Raw genomic sequence first — 12,919 nt, 5'->3', positions numbered from 1 at the left:
CATGTCGCTTCCCATTGAGCCGGGCCCGGGGCAGCGGCCCCAGTTGATGCAGAACGATCCGTTCAGCAAGCCGGACTACACCGACAGCTTCTATGACGCCGTGGGCGGCCACGGCACCTTCGTAAAGCTCATTGACGTCTTTTACGACGGCGTGGCCACCGATCCCGTGCTGCGGCCCATGTATCCGGAAGAGGACCTGGCCCCGGCGAAACGCCGGTTCCTGATGTTCCTTGAGCAGTACTGGGGCGGTCCGACAACGTACGGCGAGGAGCGCGGCCACCCGCGCCTGCGGATGCGGCACATGCCTTTCAAGGTCACGCCCGAGGCAAAGGACCGGTGGTTGTTCCACATGCGCACCGCCGTGGATGCCCTGGAGCTGCCTCCGCTTTACGAGGGCACGCTGTGGGACTACATGGAGCGGGCGGCGCTGTCCATGGTGAACAGCCCTTCCGGCTCCTGAGAACCTGTCCGGCAGGCGCCCTGCAGTCCGGCCTAGGGCAGGCCGCTGCCGGTCCGCGCCAGGACGTGGCCGCGGGGTCCGGTAAGCCGGAACCAGCGGCCCGCCCGGTAAAGCTTCTGGTCCCCGTCCCCCAGGAACCCCAGCGCGAAGGCAGCGAACGCCGCACCGGCGGGCAGGCCGGCGTCGTCCAGTTCCCGTCCCCAAACCGCGGCCCGGGCGTTGTTGACGATCAGCGCCCCCGGCTTGTCCGGCACGATGCCGGCCACCTCGGCGATACCCGCCTCCGCTGCCGCACGGAGTCGGGCGTCGCTGACGGACCCCAACAGCTCCCAACCGCCCCGCGGGGCGCCAACACCCGTCCAGGACTCGGTCACCGTGGTGGGCGGAACCGGCAACTCGACGTCGGCCTCCCCCGCACGTGCCAGCCTGTCCAGGACAGATGACAACGCCACGGTGACATCCGTTCCGGAAGGCTCCGCCAGCGCCATGGTGCGCAGGCCCAGGATGGTGGGGGTCGCTTCGCCCAGGAGCCGGGGCCGCAGGACGCACACGTAGGCGGCCAGGACGGAGCCGGCAGCCTGCAGGCGGATGGCACCGTCGTCAATGGCTCTGGCCCGGGTGGCGAAGGTCTTCAGGTCGGCCAGATCGCGTGGATCGGCGAAACGGAAGGACGAAGTGAGTAGTTCAGACACACCTAGAACACTACCGGCTGCACTCCGGTTGAGTGGTTTGCGGGGCGCCGTCTAGAGTCGGACCATGACTGAAGCCGAAGCCGGACTGCTGGCGCCGCCCAGCGGCGACCCCACCTCATCGCTGATCGAACTGCTGGACCTTGGTGAGCTTGAGGGCGCCCGCACGGATGAGGATATTTTCCTGGGCCCGTCGCAGAAGCAGCCGCACCACAGGGTGTTTGGCGGACAGGTGCTGGCCCAGTCGCTCGTGGCCTCGATCCGGACGGTGGATCCGGACCGGTTTGTCCATTCCATGCACGGATACTTCCTGCGGCCCGGTGACGCCAACAAGCCGATCACCTTTGGGGTGCAGCGGCTCCGCGACGGCCGGTCGTTTTCCGCCCGGCGCGTCCACGCCTACCAGGACGGCGTGCCCATCCTGTCCATGATCGCCTCCTTCCAGGGCGACGACGAAGGAATCGAACACTCCTCGGAAATGCCGGCCGGAATCCCGGACCCCGAATCCCTGCCCAGCACGGCGGACCTGCTCGGCCGGTTCGACCATCCGGTGGCACGCCACTGGGCCTACGAGCGGCCCTTCGACATCCGGCATGTCAACCCCGCCCTGTATGTTTCGGCGGCCGGTCCGCGGGAGGCCAGCAACGCCGTGTGGATGAAGACGTTCGGGCCGATGCCGGATGACGCCAACCTGCACCGCGCCGCCCTGGCGTACGCCAGCGACTACACGCTGCTCGAATCCATCCTCCGGCGGCACGGACTGAGCTGGATCACTCCGGGCATGAACGTTGCCAGCTTGGACCATGCCATGTGGTGGCACCGGCCGGCGCGGGTTGATGAGTGGCTGCTCTACGTCCAGGAATCCCCCAGCGCCCACGGGGCACGCGGCCTGGCAACGGGCAAGATCTTCAACCGCGAGGGCCAGCACGTCGCCACGGTGGCGCAGGAGGGGATGGTGCGCATTCCCACCGGTCCCGCGGGCGCCTGACGTCCCGGGCACCGTAAAGTACCGGGCACGCAGAAGGCCGGCACCCTCGAATTCCTTCGGGTGCCGGCCTTCTGCGTGCCGCGGGGTTCCGCGCTGTTAGTCGCGGGTCAGGCGGCGGTGGGTGACGCGGTGCGGCTTGGCAGCGTCGGGGCCCAAACGCTCCACCTTGTTCTCCTCGTAGGACTCGAAGTTTCCTTCGAACCAGTACCACTTGGAGGGGTTCTCGTCGTCACCTTCGTAGGCCAGGATGTGGGTGGCCACCCGGTCCAGGAACCAGCGGTCGTGCGAGACCACCACGGCGCAGCCGGGGAACTCGAGCAGCGCGTTTTCCAGGCTGCTGAGGGTTTCGACGTCGAGGTCGTTGGTGGGTTCGTCGAGGAGCAGCAGGTTTCCGCCCTGCTTGAGGGTCAGGGCCAGGTTCAGGCGGTTGCGCTCACCGCCGGAGAGCACGCCCGCCTTTTTCTGCTGGTCCGGGCCCTTGAACCCGAAGGCTGCCACGTAGGCGCGGGACGGCATCTCCACGTTGCCCACCTGGATGAAGTCGAGTCCGTCGGAAACGACCTCCCACAGGGTCTTGTTGGGGTCGATGCCGCCGCGGCTCTGGTCCGCGTAGGAGATCTTGACCGAGTCACCGATCTTCAGCTCGCCGCCGTCGAGCGGTTCCAGGCCCACGATGGTCTTGAAGAGGGTGGACTTGCCCACACCGTTGGGACCAATGACGCCGACGATGCCGTTGCGCGGCAGGCTGAAGGACAATCCATCGATCAGGACACGGTCCTCGAAGCCCTTCTGGAGGTTCTTCGCCTCCAGGACCAGTCCGCCGAGGCGCGGTCCCGGCGGGATCTGGATTTCCTCGAAGTCAAGCTTGCGGGTGCGGTCCGCTTCCGCGGCCATTTCCTCGTACCGGGCCAAGCGGGCCTTCGACTTGGTCTGCCGGCCCTTGGCGTTGGAGCGGACCCACTCAAGTTCCTCCGCGAGGCGCTTGGCCTGCTTGGCATCCTTCTTGCCCTGGATCTCGAGGCGGGCGCGCTTCTTCTCCAGGTAGGTGGAGTAGTTGCCTTCGTACGGGTACAGGTGGCCGCGGTCAACTTCGGCAATCCATTCCGCCACGTGGTCCAGGAAGTACCGGTCGTGGGTGACGGCGAGGACGGCGCCGGGGTAGCTCGACAGGTGCTGCTCGAGCCACAGGACACTCTCGGCATCCAGGTGGTTGGTGGGCTCGTCGAGGAGCAGCAGGTCCGGCTTCTGCAGGAGGAGCTTGCAGAGGGCCACGCGGCGGCGCTCGCCACCGGAAAGGTTGGTGACATCGGCGTCGGCGGGGGGCAGCGGAGGGCATCCATGGCCTGCTCCAGCTGGGAGTCGAGGTCCCAGGCATCGGCGGCGTCGATGGCTTCCTGCAGCTTGCCCATTTCCTCGAGGAGGGTGTCATAGTCAGCATCGGGGCTGGCCATTTCCTCGGAGATCTCGTTAAAGCGCTGGATCTTCCCGTAGATCTCGCCCACGCCCTCCTGGACGTTGCCCAGGACGGTCTTTTCCTCGTTGAGGGGCGGTTCCTGGAGCAGGATTCCCACGCTGTAGCCGGGGCTCAGCCTGGCTTCACCGTTGGAGGGCGTGTCCAGCCCGGCCATGATCTTGAGGATGGTGGACTTACCGGCACCGTTTGGGCCCACAACACCAATCTTGGCGCCCGGGAAGAAGGACATGCTTACGTCATCAAGAATGAGTTTTTCGCCAACGGCCTTACGGGCCTTGGTCATTGTGTAGATAAATTCCGCCATGGTCTCAAATCTAGTGGGTTGGCGGGCAGATCTCACATTTGCGGCCGGAATGCCGGCGGGATCAGGAGCCCACGAAGCACTTGCCGCTGGCCAGGACCGGAAGCACTGTGACGGTCACGGCACCTTCGCGCACCTGGCCGATGACACAGTCTTTCCCCTGCAGCACCGCAGCCTCAATGGCATCCGCCTCCAATCCGGTGGGCGTGCGGCTCTGCGAGACCTGAAGCGCCGCCGGCGCGATGCCCGCTCCCGTCAACGCGTCGCTGACCTGCGCCGTAGCCGGTTTTGGCGTCCCTGTTGCAAGTTTCGCCAACGTATCGGTGACAGTCCGCTTGACGTTGTCGGTGGCCGCGGTGCCTGCAGCGGACGTCGCACCGCCGGACGTGTTGGCCATCGCTTCCCCTGCGGGCGTACTGCCCTCCCGGGCTGCACCCGACGGCTGTGCGGGCGCTGCCGCCGTCGGCGTCAAGGATCCTTCACTGCCGCCAACTAAAGGGCTGTTTGCGGCAGGACCTGCGGCACACCCTGCCAAGAGTGCGGCCAGGGCGGCGCACGTCAGCGCTGCACCGGCCCGGTATATCTGCCGGCGGTAAGGGGTGGGACGCATGGTGCCATTGTTCCACGACCGGGGTGGCGCGGCCGCCGCGACCGGCCGTGGCCATCCACGGCACAGGACGGGGCAGTATGTCCTGGCGGGCGGACGGACGGCAGCCGGGGGGTGCTGCCAATCCGTCCGCCCGGGACTGAACGGGGAACGTCGATAGCTGATGCGTGTTCCTAGACTTCGGAGAGTTCCCCGGTTTCCAGGTCAAGGGACGCGAGGCCGCCGTCGTTGTCCTCGATGACCACCGCCGCGACGCCGTGCTCTTCGGGATGCCCGTCCTCGCGGTCCTCCGGTTCGTCAAGGTCAGGGTCCACCACAGGGCCATCCTCCGGGGACTGGGGCTGCTCCACGAGGGACAGCGCAGGCCTGGACGCGGTCCGGATGAAGTTCGCCGACCCGAAGGCAAGGTCGTGCCCCACGGCCTCGGCATCGATGATGGTGGAGTGGTAGACCCGGCCTTCCTTCTCCCAGGTGCGGATCTTCAGCTTGCCCACGACGATGACCGGCTGGCCCTTCCGGATACTGCAGCCCAGGGTCCCGGCCAGGTTGCGGTAGCCCTGCACGGTGAACCAGTTGGTGTGCCCGTCGCCCCAGGTTTTGGATTCCCGGTCAAACCGGCGCGTGGTGGAACCGAGCCGGAAGGAGGCTGTTGCCACTCCCCCTGGCGTGGTGGAACTCGTGATCTCGGTGGCAACAAAGCCCCGGATGGTAATCGTTTCGCTCATGTCTACGTCCTGTCTGGATGGTGGCGCCTGTAGCAGGCATGACCAGCATCACCCCGGATGCCGGCGGCGGGGAGGCACGGGTTCCCGTATGTGGACAACAGGCCCCAGCCCGCCACGTGGGGAGGAACAGTGGAGGCCGGATGACGCCGCCGGCAGCCGGGGCAATGTAAACTTTTTGAGGCGCCGGCCTGCAGGCCGGAAGCTGATGCCTCAGTAGCTCAGGGGATAGAGCAGCGGCCTTCTAATCCGCCGGTCGGGGGTTCGATTCCCTCCTGGGGCACCCTGGTGGCCGATGCCCCGGTCTTTGGACCGGGGCATCGTGCAGCTGTTGCTAAGCGCTCAGCCGGTGCGGGGCTTCCACCAGGGACCGGATCACGCTGCCGGCGGCCCCCAGCAGGGCGCCATACTCCCCCACTGCGGACATCGTGATGGCCTCCGGCGCATACTTGCCCGGCGCGTAGAACTTTACACTCTCCAGCAAGGGTTCCCGCAACCAGGGGTCCAGGACCGCGAAGTGGCCACCGAGGACCACCGAATCGATATCGACCACCCGGGCCGTTGAAGCCAGTGCGATCCCCAGGCAGCGGCCCGCATGCTCGACGGCGGCTACCGCCCCGGGCTCCGCGGCTTCCAGCGCCCGCAGGAGTGCGGCCATGGCGGCCGACCGGGAGCCCCCGTCAGCTGTCAGGCCGGCGGCGGAGAGGATGGCGTCCTGTCCCGCCGCCGTCTCAAGGCAACCGGTGCCTCCGCACGAACAGCGGCCGCCGTCCGGGTCCACCACAATGTGCCCCACTTCGCCGGCGTGGCCGCCGGGGCCAGTAAACAGCTCAGAACCAATGACGATCCCGCCGCCTACGCCCACCTCGCCGGAGACGAAGAGGAAGTTTGATGCGCCGTCCGGGCGGTGCCGCAGTTCGGCCAGGGCGGCAGCATCGGCCTCGTTGAACAGCGCAACCCCCAGTGCGGTTTCCGGCAACAGGGCGTCCAGGTCGAGGTCCACATCGATCCAGCCCAGGTTGGGAGCGGCCAACACCCGCGCAGCGGCCGGGTCCACCAGGCCGGGCACCGCCAGCCCTCCGCCCAGGACCTCGACCCCCCGCTCCCCTGCGGCGCTGCGCACCCTTGCGGCGAGGACTGCGAGCGCGGCGAGGACCGGCCGGTCCGGGCTGTTCCGGTTGTCACGTTCCTGCACCTCGCGGAGCAGCACCGTTCCGGCAAGGTCCACCACGGCTGCAGAGATGTAGTCAACGTTGACCTCCATACCCATGACCGCACGGGCAGGGCTCAGTTCCAGCCCAACCCCCGGCCGGCCGCGGCCCTGCGGGTTCAGGCCGATTTCACGGATGATCCCGGCCTCCAGGAGATCCAGCACCAGGCTGGACACAGAGGCCTTGGTCAGTCCGGTGGCTCCGGCCACCTGGGCGCGGCTGGGGCGGGCGCCGGGCGGGAACTCGGCAATCGCCCCCAGCACCAGCGCCAGGTTGCTGCGGCGCACATCCCCCACGTTTCCGGGGGCAGACCCTCCGGGTCCGGGCATTGCCGGCGCCGGCATCACCATCACACAGCTCCTCGGTCCGGCGCTTCCGCCAAATTTTTCCGGCGGCCTGCCTGCCGGACTATTGACCCCACCCTACGTCCGTCCATATAGTTCAGGCAATGAACTAATGCCTCGCAATTCCGCAGGCACCTGATCGCAAGGACGCATCATGACTCTTTCCCCCACCCCCGCTGACAAGTTCACTTTCGGTCTCTGGACCGTCGGCTGGACCGGTGCCGACCCGTTCGGCGTGGCCACCCGGTCCGCCCTGGATCCGGTGGAGGCCGTACACCGCCTGGCCGAACTGGGCGCCTATGGCCTTACGTTCCACGACAACGACCTGGTCCCGTTCGATGCCTCCGCTTCGGAGCGGGAGCTGATCCTGAAGAACTTCCGTGCAGCCCTGGCTGAGACCGGACTGAAGGTTCCGATGGTCACCACCAACCTGTTCAGCCACCCCGTCTTCAAAGATGGCGGCTTCACCTCCAACGACCGTTCCATCCGCCGCTTCGCCCTGTCCAAGGTCCTGCGGAACATCGACCTTGCTGCTGAACTTGGTGCCGAAACGTTCGTCATGTGGGGCGGCCGCGAAGGCAGCGAGTACGACGGTTCCAAGGACCTCGCTGCCGCCCTGGACCGGATGAAGGAAGGCGTGGACACCGCTGCCGGCTACATCAAGGAGAAGGGCTACAACCTGCGCATTGCGCTTGAGCCCAAGCCGAACGAGCCACGGGGCGATATCTTCCTGCCCACGGTCGGCCACGGCCTGGCCTTCATCGCCCAGCTCGAGCACGGCGACATCGTTGGACTGAACCCCGAAACCGGCCACGAGCAGATGGCTGGGCTGAACTTCACCCACGGGATTGCGCAGGCCCTCTGGGCAGGCAAGCTCTTCCACATCGACCTCAACGGCCAGCGCGGCATCAAGTACGACCAGGACCTCGTCTTCGGCCACGGCGACCTCACGAGCGCCTTCTTCACGGTGGACCTGCTGGAGAACGGCTTCCCGGGTGGCGGCCCCACGTACGACGGCCCGCGCCATTTCGACTACAAGCCCTCCCGCACCGACGGCTACGACGGCGTATGGGAGTCCGCGAAGGCGAACATGGCCATGTACCTGCTCCTTAAGGAACGTGCACTGGCGTTCCGCGCTGACCCGCAGGTACAGGAAGCCCTCAAAACCTCCGGCGTCTTCGAACTTGGCGAGCCCACCCTCAAGGCCGGCGAAACGACCGCCGACCTGCTGGCCGACGCCGCCGCCTTCGAGGACTTCGACGCCGACAAGGCCGCCGAGCGCTCCTTCGCCTTCGTGCGCCTCAACCAGCTCGCCATCGAACACCTCCTGGGCGCCCGCTAGGCCATGGTGCTTGTCGCAGGCATCGACAGCTCCACCCAGTCGTGCAAGGTGGTCATCCGCGATGCCCATACCGGGGAACTGGTCCGGGAGGGCAGGGCGGGGCACCCGGAAGGCACCGAGGTCCACCCCGACCACTGGTGGACGGCGCTGCTCAAGGCCGCCGCGGATGCCGGTGGCCTGGATGACGTGGCCGCCATCTCCGTCGGCGGCCAACAGCACGGGATGGTCTGCCTGGACGCGGACGGGACGGTGGTCCGGCCGGCACTGCTGTGGAACGACACCCGCAGCGCGGGCGCAGCCGCGGAACTCATCGCACAAGCCGGCGGCGGGGACCCTGCCGTTGGCGCGGCTTATTGGGCCCGGGCGACGGGGACCGTCCCCGTCGCCTCGCTGACGGTGACCAAGCTGCGCTGGCTCGCGGAGAACGAACCGGAGAACGCCGCCCAGGTCGCTGCCGTGTGCCTGCCGCATGACTGGCTCACCTGGCGGCTCGCAGGCCACGGTCCAGGCAGTGGCAGGGAAGGACTGGCGGCACTGGCCACCGACCGTTCGGATGCGTCGGGCACCGGGTATTACTCGACGGCGGAGGACCGGTACCTTCCCGATGTCCTTTCCGCCGCGCTCGGCCACCTTCCAGTCCTTCCGCGGGTGCTGGGCCCACTGGAGGCGGCCGGATGGACGCCGGCAGGTGCCCTGCTGGGGGCAGGCGCCGGGGACAATGCGGCCGCCGCCCTGGGGGCAGGTGCCGGGCTGGGCGACGTGGTGATGTCGCTGGGCACCTCCGGCACCGTGTTCGCGGTTTCCGCTTCGCCGGCGGCAGATGCCTCAGGGCTGGTGGCCGGGTTCGCCGATGCAGCCGGGCACTACCTTCCGCTGGTGTGCACGTTGAACGCCACGCGCGTTTTCGATGCCACCGCCGCCCTGCTGGGCGTCGACCTGGCGGAGTTCAACCGGCTGGCAATGTCCGCCGGGCCCGGTTCCGGCGGCCTTACCCTGGTCCCCTATTTCGATGGGGAAAGGACCCCCAACCTGCCGGATGCCACCGGCTCCCTGCACGGCATTACGCGGGCGAACTACACCGCCGCCAACCTGGCGCGCGCCGCCGTCGAAGGCGTGGTCTGTTCCCTGGCGGACGGCCTGGCGGCCCTGCAGGAGCAGGGGGTGTCCGCCCAGCGGATCCTCCTGGTGGGCGGGGGCGCCCAGTCCGCCGCTGTGCAGGACGTAGCGGCACGCCTGCTGGGGGCCCGTGTCACGGTGCCGCAGCCGGGCGAGTACGTGGCTGACGGCGCCGCGCGCCAGGCCGCGGCGGCACTCACCGGACATTTCCCCACCTGGGCGGCAGGCGCCGTCGACCTCCCAGAGAAAAAGGACGACGGCGCTGTGCTGGCAAGGTACCGCCGGTTCGCCTCGTTGTCCGCCTGAGGCCACAGCGCAGAGGAGGCCCGGACCGTCCGCGGTCCGGGCCTCCTCTGCGCTGGCGCGGAATTATGCCGGGTCAGGCGAACGGGAGGACAAGCTCCGCGTACCGCTCCTTGACCGTGGCCAGGACGGCATTGCCGTCCGTATCCCAAATCTCCTGGTTGAAAATCTCCACCTCGATGTACCCGGTGTAGCCGGCGTCCCGTACCCAGGTACCGATCGTGGCGAAGTCCACCACGCCGTCGCCCATGTACCCGCGGGACAGCAGCGGGTCCGCGGCGATCGGCATGTTGAAGTCGCACACCTGGTAGGAGGCGATGCGCTTCTCCCGGCCCGCGCGCCCGATCTGCGCCTTCAGTTCCGGGTCCCACCAGACATGGAAGGTGTCCACGGCGACGCCCACCGTTGCGGCATCGAACGGCGCTGCAAGGTCCAGCGCCTGCCCCAGCGTGGAGATCAGGGCACGGTCGGCCGCATACATCGGGTGCAGCGGCTCCAGGACCAGGCGGACGCCATGTTCGGCGGCGAAGGGAACCAGGTCGGCGAGCCTGTCGGCAACGCGCTGCCGGGCGGCCACGACGTCCTTCTCCCCCGGTGCAAGCCCGCCGACCACCAGGAACAGTTCCCGGGTGTCCAGGGCCACGGCTTCAAGGATCGCTGCGCGGTTGTCCGCGAGCGCGGCCGCCTGGCCTTCGGCGTCTGCGGCGGTGAGGAACCCGCCGCGGCACAGTGAGGACACGCGCAGGCCGGCGTCCTTGATCAGGCGCGCCGCCTTGTCCAGGCCGGCTTCCTCCACGCGGTCCCGCCACGGGCCGATCGAGGGAATGCCTGCGTTGACGCACCCCTCCACGACCTGGGCGAGCGTCCACTTTTTGGTAGTGGCGCTGTTGATGGACAGGCGCGCGAAGTCGCTCATACTCCCACCCCGTTGATGCGCAGGTAGTCGGACATCCGGAAGGCCGCCAGCGCGGGGTCTTTCAGCAGTCCGGCCTGGTCCGCGAGCTCAAAGGTTCTGGCCAGGTGGCAGACCGAGCGGCCCGAATGCAGGCCGCCCACCATCTGGAAACCGGGCTGCTTGCCGTTGAGCCAGGACAGGAAGGCGATCCCTGTCTTGTAGTAGAACGTAGGGGCACTGAAGATGTGCTTGCCCAGTTCCCGGGTGGAGTCGAGGATTTCGCGGGCCTTGGCGGCGTTGCCGGCGTCGTAGTTCTGCAGGGCAACCGAAGCGGCGGGGTAGATTGCCGCGAAGATTCCCAGCAGGGCGTCGGAGTGGTGGCTGCCATCGCCGTCGATGAGTTCCGGGTAGTTGAAGTCGTCGCCGGTGTAGAGCCGGACGCCGTCGGGCAGGGCCGCCCGCAGGGCCACCTCGTGGCCGGCATCGAGCAGCGAGACCTTGACACCGTCCACCTTGGCGGCGTTGTCCTTGATGAGGCCGAGGAACGTTTCGGTGGCCGTCGCGACGTCGTCCGATCCCCAGTAGCCGGCGAGGGCGGGATCGAACATGGTGCCCAGCCAGTGCAGGATGACCGGCTGGTCCACTTCCCGCAGGAGGGTGGAGTACACCGTCAGGTAGTCTTCGGGGCCCCGTGCCACCTTTGCCAGGGCCCGGGAGGCCATGAGGATGACCTTGGGGCCGGCCTCGGTGACGACGGCGATCTGCTCGCGGTAGGCCTCAAGGACGGCCTTGATTCCGGCCTCAACTGCAGGAAGCGAATCAGTCTCCAGCTGGTCGGTGCCGGCACCGCAGGAGACGAGGTCCCGGACGGACTTGCCGACGGTGGCCGCATTACCGGCCGAAACCACCGAGGCTGCTTCGACACCGGTGCGCTTGATGAGCTGCTGGGTGGCGGCCCAGTCAAGGCCCATGCCGCGCTGGGCGGTGTCCATCGCATCGGCCACGCCCAGGCCATAGGACCAGAGCTCGTGGCGGTACGCCATGGTGGCGTCCCAGTCGAGGCGTGCAGGGGCCCCGGGGGTGTTGTCCGCGAGTACTTCGGGAATGACGTGGGCCGCGGCATATGCCCGCCGGGCTGTCAGTGGCGCGGTGGGGCGGGCCCAGGTGGTGCCACCCTGCAGGCGGTACTCCCTGGTGCCCCCGTCGGAGGAGGGAAGGATGAGGGAAGTCATTGGACGGTGATCTCCGGGATGTCGATGGTGCGGCGTTCGTCGTTGGACTGCAGGCCCAGTTCCGCGAGCTGCACGCCGCGGGCGGCGGAGAGCAGGCCAAAGCGGTGTTCGCGGCCGGCCACGACGTCGCGGAGGAATTCCTCCCACTGCAGCTTGAAGCCGTTGTCCAGCTCGGCATTGGCCGGAACCTCCTGCCACTGGTCGCGGAAGGATTCGGTGACGGGCAGGTCCGGGTTCCAGACGGGCTTGGGCGTGTGCGCCCGCTGCTGGGCGACGCACTTGTTCAGGCCGGCCACAGCGGAACCGTGGGTGCCATCCACCTGGAATTCCACCAGTTCGTCGCGGTAGACGCGCACCGCCCAGGACGAGTTGATCTGACCAACGACCTCGTCGCCGCCCGGCGTCTCAAGTTCGAAGATGCCGTAGGAGGCGTCATCGGCGGTGGCCTTGTATTCCTTGCCCGCCTCGTCCCAGCGGGCAGGGATGTGGGTGGCGGTCTTGGCATTGACGCTTTTGACCTTGCCGATGATTCCCTCCAGGACGTAGTTCCAGTGGCAGAACATGTCAGTGGTCATTCCGCCGCCGTCTTCCTTGCGGTAGTTCCAGGACGGGCGCTGGGCGGCCTGGATGTCGCCTTCGAAGACCCAGTAGCCGAACTCGCCGCGGATGGAAAGGATCCGGCCGAAGAATCCCTCGTCCACCAGCCGGCGGAGCTTGACCAGGCCCGGCAGGTAGAGCTTGTCGTGGACAACACCGGCCGTCACCCCTGCCTGCTTGCCGATCCGGGCAAGCTCGATGGCCTCTTCAAGGGTTTCGGCCGTGGGCTTCTCGGTGAAGATGTGCTTCCCGGCCAGCATGGCCTTTTTCAGGGTGGCCGCGCGGAGGCTGGTCATCGAGGCATCGAACACGACGTCGACAGTGGGGTCGTTGATCACGGCGTCCAGGTCGGTGGTCCATTCCGAAACCTTGTGCTGCTCTGCCAATTCCCGGATTTTCGCCTCATTGCGCCCCACGAGGATGGGTTCAACCTGGACGCGGGTGCCGTCCTCGAGGGTGAATCCGCCGGCGTCGCGGATGGGCAGGATGGAGCGCAGCAGGTGCTGGCGGTAGCCCATCCGGCCGGTGATGCCGTTCATGGCGATGCGGATCGTCTTTGTTTCGAAGCCCATGTGTCCTCCACGGTGAGTGAGCAATGTACTCAAGCCAACTGGGAAAGCGCATTCCCACTGCATCCA

The 12,919-nt window shown here is 67.5% G+C and carries 11 protein-coding genes, 1 tRNA gene and 1 pseudogene; 5 read left to right on the top strand and 8 right to left on the bottom strand.

All coding sequences use genetic code 11. The features are described from left to right. The first annotated feature begins 1 nt into the window (after position 1). Positions 2-460: a globin gene (locus tag NIBR502771_RS13570; RefSeq protein ID WP_141160208.1), complete on the top strand. Its 459-nt coding sequence runs from the start codon at positions 2-4 to the stop codon at positions 458-460. A 32-nt stretch (positions 461-492) separates the two neighbouring features. Here the strand turns inward: NIBR502771_RS13570 and NIBR502771_RS13565 are convergent, their stop codons facing one another. Continuing rightward, a complete protein-coding gene (locus tag NIBR502771_RS13565) occupies positions 493-1,152 on the bottom strand; it encodes a hypothetical protein (RefSeq protein WP_141160207.1) in 660 nt (219 codons plus the stop codon). A gap of 64 nt (positions 1,153-1,216) precedes the next feature. On the opposite strand from NIBR502771_RS13565, the gene NIBR502771_RS13560 reads away from it, so the two are divergent. Next, entirely contained in the window at positions 1,217-2,137 is a 921-nt protein-coding gene (locus tag NIBR502771_RS13560; RefSeq protein WP_141160206.1) for an acyl-CoA thioesterase II, read from the top strand. Positions 2,138-2,233: 96 nt separating this feature from the next. On the opposite strand, the pseudogene ettA reads toward NIBR502771_RS13560, so the two are convergent. The 3 genes and pseudogenes from ettA to NIBR502771_RS13545 all read right to left on the bottom strand — a co-directional run bounded on the left by ettA (position 2,234) and on the right by NIBR502771_RS13545 (position 5,244). Further along, positions 2,234-3,915, bottom strand: a pseudogene (ettA, locus tag NIBR502771_RS13555) (energy-dependent translational throttle protein EttA). Positions 3,916-3,976: 61 nt separating this feature from the next. Next, complete coding sequence (locus tag NIBR502771_RS13550; RefSeq protein WP_141160205.1) at positions 3,977-4,522, bottom strand: hypothetical protein; 546 nt, start codon at positions 4,520-4,522, stop codon at positions 3,977-3,979. Between the two features lie 170 nt (positions 4,523-4,692). Continuing rightward, on the bottom strand, positions 4,693-5,244 hold the full coding sequence (locus NIBR502771_RS13545) for a single-stranded DNA-binding protein (protein WP_141160204.1): 552 nt from the start codon (positions 5,242-5,244) through the stop codon (positions 4,693-4,695). A 207-nt stretch (positions 5,245-5,451) separates the two neighbouring features. Here NIBR502771_RS13545 and NIBR502771_RS13540 point away from each other — a divergent pair. Further along, positions 5,452-5,524 (top strand) — tRNA-Arg (locus NIBR502771_RS13540). A 51-nt stretch (positions 5,525-5,575) separates the two neighbouring features. Here NIBR502771_RS13540 and NIBR502771_RS13535 read toward each other — a convergent pair. Beyond that, positions 5,576-6,802: an ROK family protein gene (locus NIBR502771_RS13535; RefSeq protein WP_141160203.1), complete on the bottom strand. Its 1,227-nt coding sequence runs from the start codon at positions 6,800-6,802 to the stop codon at positions 5,576-5,578. Positions 6,803-6,950: 148 nt separating this feature from the next. Between NIBR502771_RS13535 and xylA the strand changes: the two genes are divergently transcribed. Both xylA and xylB read left to right on the top strand, forming a co-directional pair. Continuing rightward, a complete protein-coding gene (gene xylA, locus NIBR502771_RS13530; RefSeq protein ID WP_141160202.1) occupies positions 6,951-8,138 on the top strand; it encodes a xylose isomerase in 1,188 nt (395 codons plus the stop codon). 3 nt (positions 8,139-8,141) lie between these two features. Next, entirely contained in the window at positions 8,142-9,560 is a 1,419-nt protein-coding gene (gene xylB, locus NIBR502771_RS13525) for a xylulokinase (RefSeq protein WP_141160201.1), read from the top strand. Between the two features lie 73 nt (positions 9,561-9,633). Here the strand turns inward: xylB and NIBR502771_RS13520 are convergent, their stop codons facing one another. Genes NIBR502771_RS13520 through NIBR502771_RS13510 form a run of 3 tightly spaced genes read right to left on the bottom strand, consistent with a single transcriptional unit; the run spans position 9,634 to position 12,853 of the window. After that, positions 9,634-10,473: a sugar phosphate isomerase/epimerase gene (locus NIBR502771_RS13520; protein WP_141160200.1), complete on the bottom strand. Its 840-nt coding sequence runs from the start codon at positions 10,471-10,473 to the stop codon at positions 9,634-9,636. Continuing rightward, on the bottom strand, positions 10,470-11,684 hold the full coding sequence (locus tag NIBR502771_RS13515; RefSeq protein ID WP_141160199.1) for a dihydrodipicolinate synthase family protein: 1,215 nt from the start codon (positions 11,682-11,684) through the stop codon (positions 10,470-10,472). Before NIBR502771_RS13515 ends, NIBR502771_RS13520 begins: the two co-directional genes overlap by 4 nt. After that, a complete protein-coding gene (locus NIBR502771_RS13510; protein WP_141160198.1) occupies positions 11,681-12,853 on the bottom strand; it encodes a Gfo/Idh/MocA family protein in 1,173 nt (390 codons plus the stop codon). Before NIBR502771_RS13510 ends, NIBR502771_RS13515 begins: the two co-directional genes overlap by 4 nt. Positions 12,854-12,919: the final 66 nt, after the last annotated feature.

This window comes from Pseudarthrobacter sp. NIBRBAC000502771 (assembly GCF_006517215.1).
GTDB classification, from domain to species: domain Bacteria; phylum Actinomycetota; class Actinomycetes; order Actinomycetales; family Micrococcaceae; genus Arthrobacter; species Arthrobacter niigatensis.
Note: the sequence above shows the minus strand (reverse complement) of the source record. Positions and strands in the feature narration are given on the sequence as shown.